A 19,770-nucleotide genomic window follows, 5' to 3' on the forward strand; every position below is an offset into this window, starting at 1 on the left:
TGTTTTTGTTATGGACGCTACGGGGATCGCCTCTGCTGCGCGTGTGAATGTCGTTGCCGACTAGCAGGGTCGTCCCTCAGTGGGATCGACTATATAGTATTACTATTTGACGTGACAACTCTTCCACTTCAGTGAATTTCAGCCTATTTTAGTCAGTACACAAAGCCTTTAGTCTTACAATAAGAGTGCTGATTTATGTCTGATTCCGAGAAAAAACTTAACCTGCGTTCTGCCCAATGGTTCGGCACTGCCGACAAAAACGGCTTTATGTACCGCAGCTGGATGAAGAACCAAGGCATCGCCGACCACCAGTTCGGCAAACCCATTATCGGCATCTGCAACACCTGGTCTGAGTTGACCCCTTGCAATGCTCACTTCCGCACCATCGCCGACCACGTCAAACGAGGCGTGATCGAAGCCGGTGGTTTTCCGGTCGAATTCCCTGTCTTTTCCAACGGCGAATCCAACCTGCGCCCTACCGCCATGCTGACCCGCAATCTGGCGAGCATGGACGTTGAGGAAGCGATTCGTGGCAACCCCATCGACGGCGTCGTGTTGCTCACCGGTTGCGACAAAACCACCCCTGCCCTGCTGATGGGCGCGGCCAGTTGCGACATCCCGGCCATCGTCGTAACCGGCGGGCCGATGCTCAACGGCAAACACAAAGGCAAGGACATCGGCGCCGGGACGATCGTCTGGCAAATGCACGAATCCTATAAAGCCGGCCAGATCAGCCTGGATGAATTTCTCTCGGCAGAAGCCGGCATGTCTCGTTCGGCAGGCACCTGCAACACCATGGGCACAGCCTCGACCATGGCCTGCATGGCTGAAGCACTGGGCACTTCGCTGCCACACAACGCCGCCATTCCGGCAGTGGATTCGCGCCGTTATGTGCTGGCGCATATGTCGGGCATGCGCGCCGTGGAGATGGTCAAACAGGATCTGCGCCTGTCGAAAATCCTGACCAAGGAAGCGTTCGAAAACGCCATTCGCGTCAACGCCGCCATCGGCGGCTCGACCAATGCGGTGATCCATTTGAAGGCCATCGCCGGTCGAATCGGTGTCGATCTGGAGCTTGATGACTGGACGCGCATGGGTCGCGGCATGCCGACCATTGTCGACCTGCAACCGTCCGGGCGTTTCCTGATGGAAGAGTTTTACTACGCGGGCGGCCTGCCAGCGGTGCTGCGCCGGATGGACGAGGCCAATCTGCTGCCGCACCCGAATGCGTTGACCGCCAACGGCAAGAGCCTGCGTGAAAACGTGAAGAACTCGCCGATCTATGGCGAAGATGAAGTGATCCGCGCGCTGGACAATCCGATCCGCGCAGACGGCGGCATTTGCGTACTGCGCGGCAATCTGGCGCCACTGGGTGCGGTCCTCAAGCCCTCGGCCGCGACGCCTGCATTGATGCAGCACCGTGGGCGCGCCGTGGTGTTCGAGAACTTCGACATGTATAAGGCGCGGATCAATGACCCGGAGCTGGACGTCGACGCCAACAGCATTCTGGTGATGAAAAACTGCGGACCGAAAGGTTATCCGGGCATGGCTGAAGTGGGCAACATGGGGCTGCCTGCCAAGTTGCTGGCCCAGGGCGTGACCGACATGGTGCGAATTTCCGATGCGCGCATGAGTGGCACGGCGTACGGCACGGTGGTCTTGCACGTGGCACCGGAAGCGGCCGCCGGTGGGCCGTTGGCGGTGGTGCAGGAAGGTGACTTCATCGAGCTCGATTGCGCGACCGGCCGTTTGCACCTGGACATTCCGGAGGCGGAACTGGCAGCGCGTCTGGCCGACTGGCAAGCGCCGCCGCAGCTGTTGGTGGGCGGCTATCGTCAGCTCTATATCGACCATGTGATGCAAGCGGATCAGGGTTGCGATTTCGACTTCCTGGTCGGCATGCGCGGCTCGGAAGTGCCTCGGCATTCGCATTGATTGGCGGCAAACCCTGTAGGAGCGCGCTTGCCCGCGATGTGCGGTGTGTCAGACCCCATTCCGGTTTCTGACCCAACGCTTTCGCGGGCAAGCGCGCTCCTGCAACGGACTGCGTTGGTCCAGACACATCGCCCCAATGCTATGATGCGCCGCATTCATTGCTCAGGATCACCCCGCGCCCCATGGATTACCGTAAGCCGTCCGAACGCAAAAGCATGCACTCGCGCATTGTCCAGGAAATCGGCATGCAGATTGTCTCTGGCCGTTTCAAGCCCGACGACAAGTTGCCGCCAGAGGCGCTGTTGTGTGAAGAGTACGCGGTCAGCCGGCCGGTCCTGCGTGAGGCAACCCGGGTGCTGGTAGCAAAGGGTCTGGTGTATTCGCGTCCGCGCGTGGGCACCGTAGTCAAGCCGCGCCGCGAATGGCATATCCTTGATCCCGATGTGCTGCACTGGTTGATGCAAAGCTCGCCGCAGAATGAGTTTTTCACCCTGCTGACGAGCGTGCGCGCCATCATCGAACCGGCCGCTGCCGCCCTCGCGGCGCAACACGCGAGCGCCGAAGACATTGCCTCGATCAACGAGGCCTACACCCGCATGGAAGGCGCGAAGACGGTTGACGATGTGCTGCAACCGGATCTGGATTTTCATAGCCGGATCGCCGACGCCACCCACAACGACCTGCTCGCCCACCTCTGCAACATGCTCTCGCTGGCGCTGCGTGAAGCGTTGAAGCACTCCAACCAGCGTCCCAACCTCCATGAACTCGCGCTACCACGCCACAAGGCCATCCTTACGGCTATCGAAAACCGCGACGCACTCGGCGCCCACCACGCAACGCTGGTGCAACTGGACGATGCCCGCAACGCACTGAGCGTAGTGCTGGGCAAAAGCCTGAAGCTGTGACGCCTCGCCAGTGCGGGCTGATAAATATCCTGTTGGAGCAAGGCTTGCCCGCGAAGCTGTGTGGCACGCTTGAGCATGTGTTTCATAGCACATAGGGTGCCGAGTGATTCGAGCGGAAGATCTACTGCTTCCGTATACCCACGTCCTTCTCACTGCACTCAAGTATTCCAGTCGCCAATGCACGTCGGCACACGGCGCCTATGTCCAGCGAGTGCCATGGTTTGGCTACAAATATCGGAGTGCAGCCAGGTTCCAGCGGCTGCTGACCAAGACTTCCTGAGGATAGGATGATGGGTAGACGAGGCCACCGTTTGTGAGCCAAGTTCGCAAGGTCAATTCCGTTTAGCGGACCCGGTAAATGAATATCGGCGAAAATGAGATCGACCTTACAGGTGCCTTCAACCAAAATTCGCCAGGCTTCATCTGCAGTTTCGACCGCAACCACCTGAAAGCCTTCAAATTCCAGGATGTCGTGGAGCAATCCATTGATGACCCAGTCGTCTTCAACAACTAGGACTAGGGGAGTATCCGCCGGCCGCGCATTATGCTCATTCATTTTTATATGAGCTACCTCTCCTAGAGTCGTTCATACCGAATGCATGTAACCTGCTCTATGGCCGTGCCCATGCATTAACGTGGCAGTAATGCATGGGCAACCCTTGCCAACAACGCGGTTTATGATATTAAGACCCGGCAAGCTTGCTTGATGAGCCGCTTGCGGTTCTCCGCACGTGCCCATCGCTCTTTACATTCACCATAATGTGAGCAGCCGACTAAGTAGCAGGGCTTCTTCAAGCTGCGGTTGGCTATAGGCGGAACTGATTAACCATAAGGTTCAGCTCCACCGCCAACTTTGAAAGCTCCGAGGTGGCTACAGCCGTCTGGTTAGATCCGCCAGACGCCTGGCTCGACAAATCCCGGATACTAACCAAGCTTCGGTCCACTTCTCGAGCTACCTGAGCTTGCTCCTCAGACGCTGTCGCAATCAGGACATTCCGTTCCGTGATGTCGTCAATGGATTCGGTAATTTCGACCAACGCCGACCCAGCACCTCGAGCTGTATCAAGTGTTTTTTGCGCTTGTGTGTTGGTATTAGTCATTGCAGAAACGGCGGCACTGGTGCCTTTTTGGATGGAGGTGATCATTTGTTCAATCTCGCTCGTCGAGGTCTGTGTCCTGTGCGCCAGAGCTCTGACCTCATCGGCAACCACAGCAAAGCCGCGACCTGCTTCTCCTGCCCGGGCAGCCTCGATTGCAGCGTTGAGCGCCAGCAAATTAGTCTGTTCAGCGATGGCCCTGATGACGTCCAGCACCTTGCTGATGTCGGTTGCCATCACGGCAAGCCCTTGAACCTCGTTTGAAGCGGTACCGACGCTTGAAACCATCAGCCTGATCGCTTCGACGGTTTCTTCAACACGTGCACGACCTGCTATAGCTGCTGAATTGGACCGCGTAGCCGCCTCAGACGCTGCAGAGGCATTCCGAGCGACTTCTTCAACTGCAGCGCTCATCTCGTTGACAGCCGTAGCAGCCATCTCTACTTCGTGGCTCTGTTGCTGCATGCCTGTATTAGCATTTTCGGTTACGGCATGCATTTCCTCGGAGGTGGACGCCAGTTGGTTGGACGAATCAGATATCGATACGAGTGTGGTTCGCAAGCTACCCTGCATGGATTTCAGAGCACGCATGAGTCGCGCCACTTCATCAGTGCCTTGTACATCAATCACTTCGCTGAGGTCATTTTTTGCAATCCGCTCAGCGATTGCTAGTGACCGATTTACCGGGACGGTAATGCTTGACCGCATCTTCGAATTTTCCGGCGCTTATAAAGGTTAGGTACTGATCCTGGGCGACCTCATAAATGCCATAGGCTTTGGTCAGTTCCCCCAAAAGCTCTTTGCCCTTAGGTGTCACAATTAAAGGCTGGAGCTTCCCGACTGTGTCCTGAAAATTCCCTCGCGATTTTTGGACCTCTGTCAGCGCTTGAGCTCTGCGCTCGGCAGGCTCAATGGGGTTGCGGAGTCTCGAATTATTATTTCTGATGCTTAGAAACTCGCGGTCCATTTTGCCAAGCAGAGAAATGCTGGGCACCACGTTGTTTTCTACAAACTTCTCTGCCTCGTTTAAACTCGATGCCTGGTTGAGAGCAACCAGCCCCAGCCCGATGATCATCAAGCAGAAAAAACCGAAGCTAACCGCGGATCGCGGGGCGAGATTGAGTTTGCGCAGAATCATTGGACACCTCTTAGTTGTATCAGTGTGTCGTCTGCATACTGCGCAGCTTCAGCCCGTCCATCGGATGCGACGCCGATACCACAAGCTAGATAGCCTTCTTCATCTGCGCCAATACCTCATCACATGCGTATTTCCACGCAAGCATCGTTAATTTCTCTCGATGCTTGTCCAACCCGTGCCAGTAAAGACCACTACACCCGAAATCCTAAAAACACCGCAGGAACTTTAGGAGCTGACGAGCCCGAGCGAGGCTGCGATTGCGGTGGATCAGGCTCTACATATTTGCCTGACACACCGCTTCGCAGCCTCGCTCGGGCTCGTCAGCTAAAAGGGTCCGCGTACACCCGGTCAATGCGAAAACAATGAATTCCCCACCTTCCCCGCCATCTTCTCGGGCTTGATCAAGAACCGCGCCAGCGCCGGTAACAGCCACAGCGCGCCGAACATGTTCCACAGCAGCATGAAGGTCAGCATCAGGCCCATGTCAGCCTGGAACTTGATCGCCGAGAAAATCCACGTGCACACACCAATCGCCAGGCACAGCCCGGTGAACAGCACCGCCTTGCCGGTGGACTTCAACGTCTCGTAATACGCTTCCTGGAGTGGCAATCCGGCACGCAAGAAGCTCTCCAGACGGCTATAGATGTAAATCCCGTAATCGACACCGATACCCACGCCCAACGCCACAACCGGCAAGGTCGCGACTTTTACGCCGATGCCCATGAACGCCATCAGCGCGTTGCCCAGCACCGAGGTCAGCACCAGCGGCAGCACAATGCACAAGGTGGCCGCCCACGAGCGGAAAGTGATCATGCACATCACCGCCACGCACAGATACACCAGCGCCAGAATAGTAAGCTCGGCCGACTTGATCACCTCGTTGGTCGCCGCCTCGATCCCCGCATTACCCGCCGCGAGCAGAAACTCCAGCCCGTCCTTGTTGTTCTCGTCGGCGAATGTCTGCACCACATGCACAGCCCGATCCAGGGTTTCGGCCTTGTGGTCGTTGAGGAAGATCAACAGCGGCGCCAGCGAGCAGGTGTTGTTGTACAAGCCGTCTGCCCGGGCGATGGAGCTGTTGAGCACGTCCTTGTTGCGCGACAGGGATTCCCATTTCAGGTTGCCCTCGTTCATGCCCTTGATCACCTGCTTGGACACGGTCACCAGCGAGATCGCCGACTGCACGCCGGGCGTGTTCTCCATCTTCCAGGACAGTTCGTTGATCGCCGACAATGTCTGATACGCCGAGCAGCCCTCGGGCGGCGTCTTGACCATCACCACCAGCACATCCGAGCTGGTGGAATAGTTGTTGATGATGAATTTGTTGTCCTGGTTGTAGCGCGAGTCCGGACGCAGTTCAGGCGCGCCTTGGTCCAGGTCGCCGATCTTCAGGTGCTGGCCGTACCAAAGCCCGCCGCCCATGGCCAGGATCGCCAGCACGATGGACACCGGGGCGACTTTGGCGCTGGCAAAGTTCGACAGCAGGCGCCAGAACGGATGCTCGCGCACGGCATCCTGTTTACTTCGCACCACAGCCTTTTTGCTGATGCCGACGTAGGAGATCGCCACCGGCAACAGAATCAGGTTGGTGAACACAATGACGGCAACACCAATGGAGGCACCGATCGCCAGCTCGCGAATCACCCCGATGTCGATGATCAATAGCGTGATGAAGCCCACGGCATCGGCCAGAATCGCGATCATCCCCGGCAGGAATAATTGACGAAACGTGCGCTTGGCGGCGAGCAACGCGCTATCGGCGTCACTGGATTGCAGGGCGATGCCGTTGATTTTCTGCACGCCGTGGGAAATCCCGATGGCGAAGATCAGAAACGGCACCAGCATCGAGTAAGGATCAAGCCCAAAACCCACTACATGCATCAGCCCCAGCTGCCAGATCACTGCGATCAATGTGGTGCTCAACACAGCGACCGTGCTGCGGATGCACCGCGTGAACCAGATCAGCAGCACCAGCGTGATCAAAAAGGCGACACCGAAGAACAGCACTACCATGATCAGGCCGTCTATGAGGTCGCCGACTTTCTTGGCGAACCCGACGATGTGAATCTCGACGTTGGGGTTCTGCACTTCGTATTTGTCGCGAATCTTTTCTTCGAGCTGGTGGGAAAACTGGCGGTAGTCCAGCGGCAGCAGTTTGCTCTGGTCTGCAGGGTCCGGGTAGAACTCCTGCAAGGGCACATCGACGATGCTGGATTTGAAGTTGTTGGCCACCAATCGCCCCACCTGCCCGGACTTGAGCACGTTGTTGCGCAGCTTATCCAGACTGTCCTGTGAGCCGTCGTAGCTCTGCGGGATGACTTCGCCGCCGGCAAAACCCTCCTCCGTTACCTCCGTCCAGCGAACGCTCGGGCTCCAGAGCGATTTGAGGCCGGAACGATCAACACCAGAGATGTAAAACACCTCGTCGTTGATCTGCCGCAGGGTTTCCATGTACGCCTTGGAAAAGATGTCGCCTTGCTTGGCCTCAACGGAAATTCGCACCGTGTTGCCCAGGTTCGCCAGGTCGTTGCGGTGTTCCATCATCTTTTGAATGAACGGATGGCCCAGCGGGATCATTTTTTCGAAGCTGGTGGAAGGACGAACCAACGTCGCCTGCCAGAAGAGGAAAATGCTGACCACCAGACAGATGCCAATCACCACCGGGCGGTTGTTGAAGATCAATCGCTCAAGAAATGTCGACTTTTCAGGGGGCTGTTGAAGATTTGTCATGGGAAAACGTCCTCGCCTTCAGTTCTTATTGTTGGGCTGCATCGGCGCCCGTTGGCGAGGCGACGTGAACGCCACCCTGTCCTACCAGAATCAAATCGCCCTTATCGTCCCCGGTTACGCCGCTTAGCGAGATGCGGTCGGCGCGGTTGGACACGTCGAACGTCAGGCCGTCGTCGGTGCTGCGCATGACACTGCCGCCGTTGCCGACCAGCACCAACGAGCCGTCTGCCAGTAATGACGCGTTCGACAGGCTGAACTCCAGCGGCCCGCGCTCCCCTTGGAGCGCGATGGGTTCCCAGGTTGTGCCGAAATCCGTAGAGCGAAACAGATTGCCGCGCAGCCCGTAGGCCAGGAGCGTGTTGGCTTGCGCCGTGCCGACCACGCCAAACAGCGAGCCCTGATAAGGACCTTCGAGTTTTTCCCAGGTCTGGCCGTCATCGGAGGAGCGGAACATGCTGCCCATTTCGCCGACGATGAACAGCCCGGCGTCTTTCACCTGGGCGATGCCGTTGAGGTGGTACTGGTCTTCGTTGTCGATGCGTTCGCTGATGTCCTCCCAGTGCTGGCCGCCGTCGGTGGTTTCCAGCAATGCGCCGTAGGCACCCACGGCAATACCGGTTTGCGTGTCCTTGAACCAGACGTCCAGCAGCGGCGCCTCGCGCTTGAGGTCTTCAAATTGCTTGACCCACGTCACGCCGCCGTCGCTGCTGGCGAGGATCTGGGCGTCGTGGCCCACCGCCCAGCCGTGTTGATCGTCGACGAAGTACACGGAGGTGAGCAGTTGCCGGGAGGGCACTTTTGCCTGGGTCCAGGTCTTGCCCTGGTCATCGGAATAAAGGATATGGCCGCGATCACCGACCACCACCATGCGTTTCCCGGCATGGGTCACGTCCAGCAGCAAACCACGGGACGCCTTGTTCGATTCGATGGCGTAGACAGCTGAATCGCCCGCGCTGGCGGGTGCATCTGCAGGGGATGATTCGGCTGCGAGTGCGGGTATCGCCGCGCCGGACAGCGTCAGCGAGATGATCAAAGACAACAGTGCATTAAGGGGCTTGCCCGGCTGAAACGCCCGAGGGCTGCGATCACCCGCAAGCACAACGGACCGAGTGCGCCGATTGACTGGCTCACGCATGAAGCTTCCCCTTCCTTTATTTTTATTAGGTTCTGCGCGAGGTGCCGCGTCAGTCAGCAGACGCTCTAGCCTGCGTACCGAGGTGCCTTGCGGAGCGACCCCATCCTATCCAGCTTTGGAAACGTCTGACAATCGACATGACGTTATCTTTTGTTAAGCAAACGGCCGGTGATTGGCGTGTTATCACTGGGGCTGATGGAGACTTTAGCGCTTGGGATGGGCTGTCTGGTGATAACTGGTGCTTGTCCGAGGGGCGTAGGAGCGTGGCTTGTCTCCGGGCCGCACTCGGACGATCTGCGGGCACCGGCAGCAAAGTCGTTGAGGGCCCTGCGAGTTGATCAGAATTGCCGCCGCGCGAATGAATTCGCGCCTACAGCTCAAGCCACGCACGGTACTGCGAGGCCACAAAAAAACGCCATCCCGTGATTAACGGGATGGCGTTTCTGGATGAAGCCGGTCGATCACTCAGCCAGGCTTTTGCTCACCACTTCGTACACGTCGCTGGACAACTGACCGGACGCACGAATGCGTTCCAGCTCGCCTTTCATCAAGGCCTGACGTTTGTCGTCGTATTTGCGCCAGCGGGTCAACGGCGCCAGTTGGCGGGAGGCGATCTGCGGATTGAAGCCGTTCAGCTCGATCACCAGTTCGGCCAGGAAGCGATACCCCGAACCGTCTGCCGCATGGAAGTTGATCAGGTTCTGCCCGGCAAACGCACCGATCAGCGCACGCACCTTGTTCGGATTCTTCATCGTGAACGCTGGGTGCTGCATCAATGCCTTCACCCGCTCCAGACCACCTGGTAACGGGCTGCCCGCCTGCACGCTGAACCACTGGTCCATGACCAACGGGTTGTCCTTGAAGCTCTCGGCGAATTCTGACAATGCCTTGTCTTTGTCTTCGGTAAACGGGGAGTTGACCAAGACCGCCAACGCCGTCAGGCGCTCAGTCATGTTGTCCGCGGTTTCGAATTGTTCGTTGGTCGCTGCCAGCACCTCTGGCTTGCCGACCAGCATCAGGTAAGACAACGCAATGTTCTGCAGCGCACGGCGTGCAAAGTGCTCGGCCTCGGCCACATAAGGCGTGGCCTTGGACAAGGCGCGGTTGGCCTGATAGCGCTTCAACAGGCCATCCGCGAGTTTTTCAGCCAGCTGCATGCGGGCAAACTCACGGGCAGCGTGGATCGCATCGACGTCAGCCACTTCGCTGATCTCGGTCAGATACGCCTCACCCGGCAGTGAGAGCATTTCCGCGACCATCGCCTGATCGAGGCTTTCATCGTTCAGCAGCGTGTTTAGCGCCGTCACCAGACGCTCATCCATCTGCAGCGGTTCACCCGCCTGATGCTGCTTGATCAAATCTTGCAGCACCTGCACCGACAACTGCTGACCGGCATCCCAACGATTGAAGCCGTCGGTGTCGTGCTGCATCAGAAACATCAGCTGATCGCGATTGTACGGAAAACTCAGTTTCACCGGCGCCGAGAACCCGCGCAGCAGCGAAGGCAAAGGCTTTTCAGCGATGTCGACAAACGTGAACGTCTGCTCGGCATCGATCACCGACAGCACGCGGGAGGTATTGACCGCCGCTTCTTCGCCCTGCAAACGCAACGGCAACTCAGTGCCCTCGGGATCCAGCAACCCAAGCGACACCGGGATCACGAACGGCTTTTTCTCGTTGCCTGGCTGGCCGGGGGTGGTCGGCGCGGTTTGACGGAATGTCAGGCTGTAAGTCTTGGCGGCGGCGTCATAAGCATCGGTCACCGCCAGACGTGGCGTCCCGGCCTGTGAATACCAGCGCTTGAACTGGGTCAGATCCACGCCGTTGCTATCTTCCATGGCCTTGATGAAGTCATCGCAGGTCACGGCCTGACCGTCGTGGCGTTCAAAATACAGATCGCTGCCTTTGCGGAAACCGTCGGCGCCCAGCAAGGTGTGGATCATGCCGACGACTTCCGAGCCCTTTTCGTACACAGTCAGGGTGTAGAAGTTGGAAATCTCGATGAAGCTGTCCGGGCGCACCGCATGCGCCATCGGGCCTGCGTCTTCCGCGAACTGGTGGGTGCGCAGGAACGCGACGTCCTGGATGCGCTTGACCGTGGCCGAGTTCATGTCTGCCGAGAACCCGGAATCGCGGTACACCGTGAAGCCTTCTTTCAGCGACAACTGGAACCAGTCGCGGCAGGTCACGCGGTTGCCCGACCAGTTGTGGAAGTATTCGTGGGCGACGATGGCCTCGACGCGCTGGTGAGCGGCGTCGGTGGCGGTTTCAGCGCGGGCCAGCACGGCGCTGGAGTTGAAGATGTTGAGGCCTTTGTTCTCCATGGCGCCCATGTTGAAGTCGTTGACCGCCACGATCATGAAGATGTCCAGATCGTATTCACGGCCATAGGCTTCTTCGTCCCAGCGCATGGACTTTTTCAGGCTGTCCATGGCGTGCTGGCATTTATCGACGTTTTCCGGCTCGACGAAGATGCGCAGCGTGACCTTGCGGTCGGTCATGGTGATGAAGGTGTCTTCGATGCACCACAGGTCGCCGGCCACCAGCGCGAACAGGTACGCCGGCTTTTTGAACGGGTCTTCCCAGGTCGCCCAGTGCCGGCCGTCATCGCCAGGCCCTTGGGCCACCAGGTTGCCGTTTGACAGCAGCACCGGGAAGTCATGCTTGCCCGCGCTGACCGTGGTGGTGAACTTGCTCATCACGTCCGGGCGGTCGAGGTAATAGGTGATCTTGCGAAAGCCCTCGGCCTCGCACTGGGTGCAGAACATGCCGCTGGACTTGTACAGGCCTTCCAGCGCGGTGTTGGTTTCCGGATGAATCTTGACCGTGGTGTCGAGCGTGAAGCTGTCGCTCTTGGGGTGCACGGTCAGGCTGTCTTCGGTCAGCAGGTAGTCGGCTTCGGTGAGGTCGACATCGGCCAGCTTGATCGACTGCAATTCGAGCAATTGACCGTCCAGTACCAGCGGAGGCAAGCCCGCGCCCCGCTCGGGATTGCGGCGCATCACCAACTGCGCATGGACCAGCGAGTGGTCATCGAACAGTTCGAACGTCAGGTGCGTCTCGTCAATGAGGTACTCAGGCGCCTGATAATCCTTCAGGTAGATCATTTTCGGCTGGTCGGTGCGCATGATGATTCCTTATTACTGATGCACGGCGAGTTGATACGCCGTGTACTTGCGAATGTTGATCACGCCGGTGTCGAAGATCAGGTACTGGCCCTTGATCCCCATCAACGTGCCTTCGGCGATCGGGTCCTTGTCCAGGTTGAAACTGACGATCTTGGTCGGGTACGCCTCGACCGGGTAAATCATCTCGAGCGGCTCGACGTCGTGAAGCATTTGGATGGCTTGCAGGCCGAAACGCTCTTGCAAAGCAGACAGGCCTTCCGCGCAGGACTCGAACAGTTGCTGCCGAATGGCCTTCAGATCCACAGCTGGCGCGTCGCCCTTGAGCAGGGCACGCCAATTGGTACGGTCGGCCACCTGACTGCGCAGCAAATCTTCGACAAAGCCAGACTGCTGGCGCGTGGCGACCCGCAAAATCGGCAGCGCCTGGCTCGCGCCCTGATCCAGCCAGCGGGTTGGCAGTTGCGTGGCGCGGGTGATGCCGACTTTCACGCCTGAGGAGTTGGCGAGGTAAACCACGTGGTCGGTCATGCAAAACTGCTGGCCCCACGCAGGATCACGACAGGTGCCGTGCTCGTGGTGACATTTTTCCGGGCTCATGATGCAGATGTCGCACTGTGCGAGTTTCTGCATGCACGGGTAGCAATAACCCTGGCTGAAACTGGTTTTGGTCCGGCGCCCGCAATGACTGCAATGAATGGCGCCCAGGTATTCCAGGCGGACGGTCTTGCCGATCAACGGATTGACCGGGATCTCGACATCGCCCAGGCGGAAATTGTACTCAACACGCGACGCTTCGATACGCGCCGACATTTTGTTGACTGCACCACGGCCAATCTCGATCAATGGATGGCATCCGACTTGAACAGGATGTTGGGCACCGGCGCGGACTTGGACGCGCATTCCTGAGGGCCCATGTAACCGATGCGCTGGTCTTCGGGCACGTTGCGCACTTCCCAGGCGATCAGCGCCTGCAGCGACAACTCGCGCTGCTCTTGCGTCAGCTTGCGGCCGTCCGACCATTTACCGATTTCCACGGCCAGTTTCAGGCTCTCGTAGACGTCCGGGGTGATGTTTTCGATCATTTCGTTGAACGTGGACATGGGCTTCTCCCAGAATTTAGCCGGCGATTTTAATGTTTACGGCGTGCCAATGCACCGCCCAACAGACCTGTAACACAACCGATGATCAGACCGCCGACATGCGCGCCGTTAGCGATTTCGCCGAAGCCCAGCAGGCTGACCACGCCGGTCAGGCACACCGCGAGCCAGACCAGCATCATGATCAAAACGCCGCGCGGTAAACGGTACATGGGGTTGGGCGCCAGCAATTGGAAAATCCAGCAATGGCCGAGCAAACCATACAGCACGCCGGACAGGCCGCCGAACAGGCTCGGGCCGCTCCACAGATATTGAACGTAGTTGGACACGGCGCTGAACAACAGCGTCAGGCCCAGCAACATCCAGCCGCACTGGCGCAGCTCGATGCGTTTGCCCAGTTCCCAGTACCACATGGCGTTCATCGCCAGGTGCAGCAGGCCGAAGTGAATCAGCATCGGCGAGACGATACGCCACCACTGCCCTGCCGCCAGCGTGTCCTGCAACGGTGTGAACAGCGCGTAATCGCCGCTGATGCGGAAGTCGTTGAAGGTGAACCAGCTCAGGGTGTCGAGGTTGTCACCCAGTAATGTCAGGCCAGCGACGATCGCCGACAGCAACAGAATCAGCGCGGTAACGGGACTGCTGCGCAACTGCTGCAACGTATTGGCCAATGCGCTCGGACGCTTGAGCGTAGAAACTTGCTGGCCGGGCTGCAACTGAGCGGTCGGATCACCTTCGGGGTAGCGCTGATACAGGTTCCGCACATCCTCGGCCAATTGCGTTGCGCCAGGCACCCAAAGCACCTGCTCGCCAGCTTCCTCGCTGACCCGATGCGGTACGTTCAGGCGGGTGAGCAGATCGACAAAACCGCTCAGGTCAGTGGTCAGCGGCAAACGTAAAACAGCGACAGGGCTCATGCAGCACTCTCGGGTCGCTTGACGTCGACCCAGACAAATTTAGCCGGATCGATCTGTGTTTCCTGATCGAGCCGGTAGGCAACCAGTTTGCCGTACAGCACCGCGCTGTAATCCAGACACGCCAGGTTTGGCCGAATGGCTGCGGGAATGCCGCTGCGCCAGTAGTGGCCGACGAACAGCAATGGCTCGTCGCTCCCATAGCGCAGCAACGCGTTCTTTTCGGTGTCGGACAACGGACGCTTGGCGACCGGTTCCGGCAGGGCATCAGGTTGAAACACCACGTCGCCGTAGGTTTGCGGGTCGTCTTCCCAGAACTTGGTGCGAAACGACCCTCGGGTCAGGCCATCGCCACCGGTCAGGGTCATGCCATGGGGCAAACGCATGTCGGTGCCGCGCAGCAGGCGGTCGAACACCGCTGCTGCAAAGCTGCCTGGGACGGCCGAGTCCTGCACAAAACGCTGATCGATGCGGCCGTCGCCATGCACGCTTCGCAGCGGTTCGATCAGGCTGGTGTCCCAGCAGGCATGCACCAGACGGAAACGCTCGGCGTCAATGAACAGCGGCAGTTGGTAAAACCACTGAGTGAAATCATGCCAGTCGCCGGGGTGCTGCTCGAACTGCGCCAGGGTTTCGCCCAGCAAGCGGGAGTGACGCGGCGTGTGTTCGCGCACGAACTGCTGACCGGTCTCCGCTGGCGCAGGGGTGATCCAGCCCAGCGCGTTGAACTCGTGATTGCCCATGATGCAGAACGCCTGACCGGCTTCGACCATGTCACGCACGATATGCAGCGCCTCGCGTATGCGCGGGCCGCGGTCGATGATGTCGCCCAGAAACAACGCCATGCGTTCGGGGTGGCGCCAGACGCCAGCCTGAAAACGGTAACCGAGGGTGTCGAGCAAGTGCTCAAGGGTCTGGGCACAACCATGCACGTCACCGATCAGATCGTAGCCACGCGCGGGATCGAGCATCAGTCGCCTCCACCGCCGAGCCGACTGCCCCAACCCAGCTTGGTGCGGCAGACCTCGTAGTAGTTGTGGTCCAGTGGGTGGATCAGGCGCAGTTTCTGCGGCTTTTTCTTCACGGTAACCGTGTCGCCCGGTGCGCAGGTGAAGTGATTTTGCCCGTCGCAGGAGACTTGCGGATAGATGGTCATGTCTTTTGAGACAACGATTTTCAGCTCACTGTTGCCGTCCACCACAATTGGTCGTCCGGACAAGGTGTGCGGGTACATCGGCACGATGACGATGGCGTCGAGCTTGGGGTGCATGATCGGACCGCCCGCCGAGAGCGCGTAGGCCGTAGAACCTGTCGGCGTGGCGACGATGAGTCCGTCGGCCTTCTGGCTGCAGACGAACTGACCATCAATGTAGATTTCGAACTCGATCATCCGCGTGGACTTGCCGGGGTGCAGCACCACGTCGTTGAGCGCATCGCCCTGGCCAATGGCCTCGCCATGACGGCGGACTTCGGCCTGCAACAGGAAGCGGTTTTCCACCAGATAGTGGCCGTCGAGGACTTCGGCGACTTTCACTTCAAGTTCGTCGGGGCGGATGTCGGTCAGAAAGCCCAGGCTGCCCCGGTTGATCCCGAGCACCGGGACGTTGTGTTTGGCCAGCGCGCGAGCGGCGCCGAGCAGACTGCCATCGCCGCCGACCACGATGACCATGTCACAGACTTCGCCGAGCATTTTCCGCGAAGAGGTCTGCATGCCGTGCCCTGGGAGGACTTCGGCGATGGTGTCTTCGAGGATCACGTGCAAGTGCCGCGACATCAGGAATTTCTTGAGTCGGCGAACGGTATCGACCACCTGAGAGCTGCCGAGGCGACCGATGATGCCGATATTACGAAACTGCTCCATGGGGCTCCTGCGGGTCGGGCGCGTGCAAAGAAAGTGATTATGGGCGAAAGGCTCAAGCGGCGGCAAATAAGCGATGGCATAGCGCGCATGAAAAACGGGTGGGAGGGAGCTTGCTCGCGACGAGTCCGGTGCATCCAAACGACTTTCCGCGAGCAAACAACCGAGTCGCTAGCAAGCTCCCTCCTACAGGTTCCTCACCGTGCTTAATCGGCCGATTCGCCGCGAAACCTACACGGGTTCCGCGTTGGGTCGGCGAGTGAGGCTGCTATTCTCTGCCCATGACACTATTCACCACCCTCACCGACCTGCCCCGCCACCTTCGCCATCCTCAGGTGCGCGATCTGGCATGGGCGATTCTTTCGCCACCGATGCTCGCTGAAAACCCCTGGCCGCAGCGCCATCCGCTCAGGGTCAGCGATTGGGCGGCAGATCCACAATCGCTGGCTGACTTTCTGCTCGCCCTCGACGCTGAAAGCCGTGCATTGACCGAGTGGCTATCGGCGCCCGTCAACCGACGCCTGGGCCGTTACTACGAGCGTCTCTGGCAATTCGCGATCGAGCATGCGCCCGGCGTTGAGATCATCGCCGCCAATCTGCCGATTCGCGACAACGGCCAGACGCTGGGCGAGCTGGACTTGCTGCTGCGTGATCGCGAAGGCGTTCACCATGTGGAATTGGCCATAAAGCTCTACCTGGGGCCTAAACACGGTGACGGCGCTGATCCAGCTCAGTGGCTCGGGCCGGGTTGCCATGACCGGCTGAGCCTCAAGCTCGACCACATGAGCGAACATCAACTGCCGATTTCGACACGCACGCAGAGCCGCCAGGCACTGGCTGCGTTGGGGGTCGATGCACTGAGCGCCGAGTTGTGGATGGGCGGTTATCTGTTCTATCCCTGGCCTGGGACCAGCCGTTCACCGGCCGGCGTGCACCCTGATCATCTAAGGGGGAGATGGTTGCACCAGCGCGACTGGCCCGCCTACATCGCGCAATGTCCAGTGGGGCACTGGCAGCCGCTGCCCCGCCACGCCTGGCTTGCACCGGCCTGTTATGACGACCCGTGGACCGAGCAACAACTGAGCGGCTGGATCAGTGAACTTGAACCACTGGCCCCGGCTCAGTTGCTGGTTCGGCTGACGCAATCTGCCGATGGCGCATGGCATGAGGCCGAGCGGGTATTTCTGGTGCCGGACCCATGGCCCCATCTGCCAGACGCCCGCGAACCTGGTAAAAAAACTACCAGCTCAAACGCACCACCAGCGCCGCCAGCGTGACCAGCAACACCGGCACCGTCAGCACAATGCCGACCCGGAAGTAATACCCCCAGCCGATGGTCACGCCTTTCTTCGCCAGCACGTGCAACCACAATAAGGTCGCGAGGCTGCCGATCGGGGTGATTTTCGGACCCAGGTCGCTGCCGATGACGTTGGCGTAAATCATCGCCTCTTGCAGCGGGCCGGTAGCCTGGCTGGCATCGATGGACAACAGCCCGATCAGCACCGTCGGCAGGTTGTTCATCACCGACGACAGCAGCGCCGTCAGCACGCCAGTGCCCATCGCCGCGCCCCACAAGCCGTGTTCGGCAAAGCGGTCAAGCAACGTCGCCAGCCAGGTGGTCAGCCCTTCGTTGCGCAATCCGTAGACCACCAGGTACATGCCCAGCGAGAAAATCACGATCTGCCACGGGGCTTCTTTCATCACCTTGACGGTGCGTATCTTGTGCCCTTTGGCAGCGATGCCCAGCAGGATCGCCGCGCAGACGGCGGAAATCGCGCTGATGGGAATACCCAACGGCTCCAGCGCGAAACACCCCACCAGCAGAATCAACAACACCCACCAGCCGGCGATAAACGTGGCGCGGTCCTTGATGGCCGTGGCTGGATCATTCAGTTTCGAGCCGTCGAACGTCTTGGGGATGTCCCTGCGAAAGAACAGCAGCAACATCAGCAGGGTTGCCGCCACACTGACGAAGTTCACCGGCACCATCACCGAGGCGTAGCGGTTAAAGCTAATGCCGAAGTAGTCCGCCGACACGATGTTGACCAGATTCGATACCACCAGCGGCAGGCTCGCGGTGTCCGCGATGAAGCCTGCCGCCATGACGAATGCCAGCGTGGTCGCCGGAGAAAAGCGCAACGCCAGCAGCATCGACATCACGATCGGCGTGAGAATCAGCGCCGCGCCGTCGTTGGCAAACAGCGCCGAGACCAGCGCCCCAAGCAACACGATCAGGGCGAACAACAGCCGTCCGCGGCCCTTGCCCCAACGCGCGACGTGCAGCGCGGCCCAGGCGAAGAATCCGGCCTCGTCCAGCAACAGGCTGATGATGATCAGCGCAATGAAAGTCCCGGTGGCGTTCCAGATGATGTGCCACACCTGTGGGATGTCAGACAGATGCACCACTCCCGACAGCAGCGCCAGCACGGCGCCCAGTGTGGCACTCCAGCCGACGCCAAGGCCTTTGGGTTGCCAGATGACCAGGGTGATGGTGAACAGGAAAATCAGCGCGGCGGTCAGCATCAGCGTTTGGTTCTCGGCAACAGGATCGCAAGGATGCCCAGCAGGGGCAGGAACGAGCAGATCGTGTAGACATAAACGATGCCGTGAAGGTCCGCGAGATGCCCGAGCAAGGCAGCGGCAATCCCACCAAAACCGAACATCAGGCCGAAGAAGATACCGGCGATCATGCCGACGTTGCCCGGCACCAGTTCCTGCGCGTACACCACGATGGCCGAGAACGCCGAGGCGAGGATGAAACCGATGATCACACTGAGCACGCTGGTCCAGAAAAGGTCAGCGTAAGGCAGCGCGACGGTGAACGGCGCAACGCCCAGGATCGAGAACCAGATCACCGCCTTGCGGCCGATCTTGTCGCCTATCGGCCCGCCAAAGAACGTCCCCGCCGCCACTGCTGCCAGGAACATGAACAGGTGCAGCTGCGAGCTGGCCACCGAGACGTCGAATTTTTCGATCAGGAAAAAGGTGAAGTAGCTGGTGAAACTGGCCATGTAGAAGTATTTGGAGAACACCAGCAGCGCCAGCACCACCAGCGCTCCCCTCACGCGCCCTTTCGACAGGCCGTGAGTGGCAACGCCGCCTCGTTTGAGCTTGAACAGGCTCAGGTGGGTTTTGTACCAGCGGCTGATGGCGTACAGCAAGCCGACCGAGAACAACGCGACCAGCCCGAACCAGGCGATATTGCCCTGCCCGAACGGAATGATTATCGCGGCCGCCAATAACGGACCGAAGGCTTGCCCGGTGTTGCCACCCACCTGGAACGTCGATTGCGCCAACCCGAAGCGCCCGCCCGAGGCCAGGCGAGCGATGCGTGAGGCCTCGGGATGGAAGGTCGACGAACCCACACCGATCAAGCCTGCCGCTAACAGAATGAGTTCAAAACTGCCCGCCGTGGACAGCATCAGCACACCCGCAAGGATGCACAGCGAGCCCAACGGCAGGACCAACGGATTAGGGTGGCGGTCGGTGTAGTAACCGACCCAGGGCTGAAGCAGCGACGCAGTAATCTGGAATGTCAGGGTGATCAGGCCGACCTGCGTGAAGCTCAGGTCATAGTTGGCTTTGAGCATCGGGTAGATCGACGGCAGGATCGCCTGGATCAGGTCGTTGAGTAAGTGCGCCAGCGCCACCGCGCCGATGATCCGCATAACCAGCGGGCTTGATTGCGGAACGGCGGCGGGCGAAACCGCACTCGAAGGCGTACTGCTGACAGCCATGAAGGGCATCCATCAAAACGTGAGTGATGAGCGCCATTGGGAGGTTGCTAAATGTTTCATCGGCGCGGGCGGCGCCAATGTGCCATTTATTGGGGC

The 19,770-nt window shown here is 59.3% G+C and carries 14 protein-coding genes and 1 pseudogene; 3 read left to right on the forward strand and 12 right to left on the reverse strand.

Features of this window, described 5'->3' with window-relative positions; all coding sequences use genetic code 11:
* The first annotated feature begins 195 nt into the window (after positions 1 to 195).
* A complete protein-coding gene (locus tag OYW20_RS17460; RefSeq protein ID WP_268797190.1) occupies positions 196 to 1,935 on the forward strand; it encodes an IlvD/Edd family dehydratase in 1,740 nt (579 codons plus the stop codon).
* A 182-nt stretch (positions 1,936 to 2,117) separates the two neighbouring features.
* A complete protein-coding gene (locus OYW20_RS17465) occupies positions 2,118 to 2,840 on the forward strand; it encodes a FadR/GntR family transcriptional regulator (protein ID WP_268797191.1) in 723 nt (240 codons plus the stop codon).
* Positions 2,841 to 2,961: 121 nt separating this feature from the next.
* Here the strand turns inward: OYW20_RS17465 and OYW20_RS26365 are convergent, their stop codons facing one another.
* The 10 genes and pseudogenes from OYW20_RS26365 to OYW20_RS17515 form a co-directional block, all read right to left on the reverse strand.
* Positions 2,962 to 3,396 carry a response regulator gene (locus OYW20_RS26365; protein ID WP_408005421.1) on the reverse strand — a complete coding sequence of 145 codons (435 nt, stop codon included), beginning with the start codon at positions 3,394 to 3,396 and terminating at the stop codon, positions 2,962 to 2,964.
* A gap of 250 nt (positions 3,397 to 3,646) precedes the next feature.
* Positions 3,647 to 5,075, reverse strand: a pseudogene (locus tag OYW20_RS17475) (methyl-accepting chemotaxis protein).
* Between the two features lie 348 nt (positions 5,076 to 5,423).
* Complete coding sequence (locus OYW20_RS17480; RefSeq protein ID WP_268797193.1) at positions 5,424 to 7,805, reverse strand: efflux RND transporter permease subunit; 2,382 nt, start codon at positions 7,803 to 7,805, stop codon at positions 5,424 to 5,426.
* Between the two features lie 25 nt (positions 7,806 to 7,830).
* Positions 7,831 to 8,940, reverse strand: a complete 1,110-nt coding sequence (locus OYW20_RS17485; RefSeq protein WP_268797194.1) for a WD40/YVTN/BNR-like repeat-containing protein — start codon at positions 8,938 to 8,940, stop codon at positions 7,831 to 7,833.
* A gap of 461 nt (positions 8,941 to 9,401) precedes the next feature.
* On the reverse strand, positions 9,402 to 12,068 hold the full coding sequence (gene pepN / locus OYW20_RS17490) for an aminopeptidase N (protein ID WP_268797195.1): 2,667 nt from the start codon (positions 12,066 to 12,068) through the stop codon (positions 9,402 to 9,404).
* A gap of 12 nt (positions 12,069 to 12,080) precedes the next feature.
* Positions 12,081 to 12,911: a DUF2797 domain-containing protein gene (locus OYW20_RS17495; RefSeq protein ID WP_268797196.1), complete on the reverse strand. Its 831-nt coding sequence runs from the start codon at positions 12,909 to 12,911 to the stop codon at positions 12,081 to 12,083.
* Positions 12,908 to 13,168, reverse strand: a complete 261-nt coding sequence (locus tag OYW20_RS17500; RefSeq protein ID WP_268797197.1) for a YeaC family protein — start codon at positions 13,166 to 13,168, stop codon at positions 12,908 to 12,910. The genes OYW20_RS17495 and OYW20_RS17500 overlap by 4 nt, the downstream gene beginning before the upstream one ends.
* Before the next feature lie 29 nt (positions 13,169 to 13,197).
* A complete protein-coding gene (locus OYW20_RS17505) occupies positions 13,198 to 14,082 on the reverse strand; it encodes a rhomboid family intramembrane serine protease (protein ID WP_268797198.1) in 885 nt (294 codons plus the stop codon).
* The gene (locus OYW20_RS17510) at positions 14,079 to 15,050 is read right to left on the reverse strand and encodes a metallophosphoesterase (protein WP_268797199.1); all 972 of its coding nucleotides are present in this window, start codon (positions 15,048 to 15,050) and stop codon (positions 14,079 to 14,081) included. The genes OYW20_RS17505 and OYW20_RS17510 overlap by 4 nt, the downstream gene beginning before the upstream one ends.
* Positions 15,050 to 15,940, reverse strand: coding sequence for an NAD(+) kinase (locus OYW20_RS17515; protein WP_268797200.1), 891 nt, complete (start codon positions 15,938 to 15,940; stop codon positions 15,050 to 15,052). Before OYW20_RS17515 ends, OYW20_RS17510 begins: the two co-directional genes overlap by 1 nt.
* A 278-nt stretch (positions 15,941 to 16,218) precedes the next feature.
* On the opposite strand from OYW20_RS17515, the gene OYW20_RS17520 reads away from it, so the two are divergent.
* Positions 16,219 to 17,214: a DUF1853 family protein gene (locus tag OYW20_RS17520; RefSeq protein WP_268797201.1), complete on the forward strand. Its 996-nt coding sequence runs from the start codon at positions 16,219 to 16,221 to the stop codon at positions 17,212 to 17,214.
* Here OYW20_RS17520 and OYW20_RS17525 read toward each other — a convergent pair.
* A complete protein-coding gene (locus tag OYW20_RS17525; RefSeq protein ID WP_268797202.1) occupies positions 17,177 to 18,460 on the reverse strand; it encodes an arsenic transporter in 1,284 nt (427 codons plus the stop codon). The genes OYW20_RS17520 and OYW20_RS17525 overlap by 38 nt on opposite strands.
* The gene (locus OYW20_RS17530) at positions 18,460 to 19,674 is read right to left on the reverse strand and encodes an MFS transporter (protein WP_268797203.1); all 1,215 of its coding nucleotides are present in this window, start codon (positions 19,672 to 19,674) and stop codon (positions 18,460 to 18,462) included. Before OYW20_RS17530 ends, OYW20_RS17525 begins: the two co-directional genes overlap by 1 nt.
* Positions 19,675 to 19,770 lie beyond the last annotated feature (96 nt).

Source organism: Pseudomonas sp. BSw22131, from assembly GCF_026810445.1.
Taxonomy (GTDB): domain Bacteria; phylum Pseudomonadota; class Gammaproteobacteria; order Pseudomonadales; family Pseudomonadaceae; genus Aquipseudomonas; species Aquipseudomonas huanghezhanensis.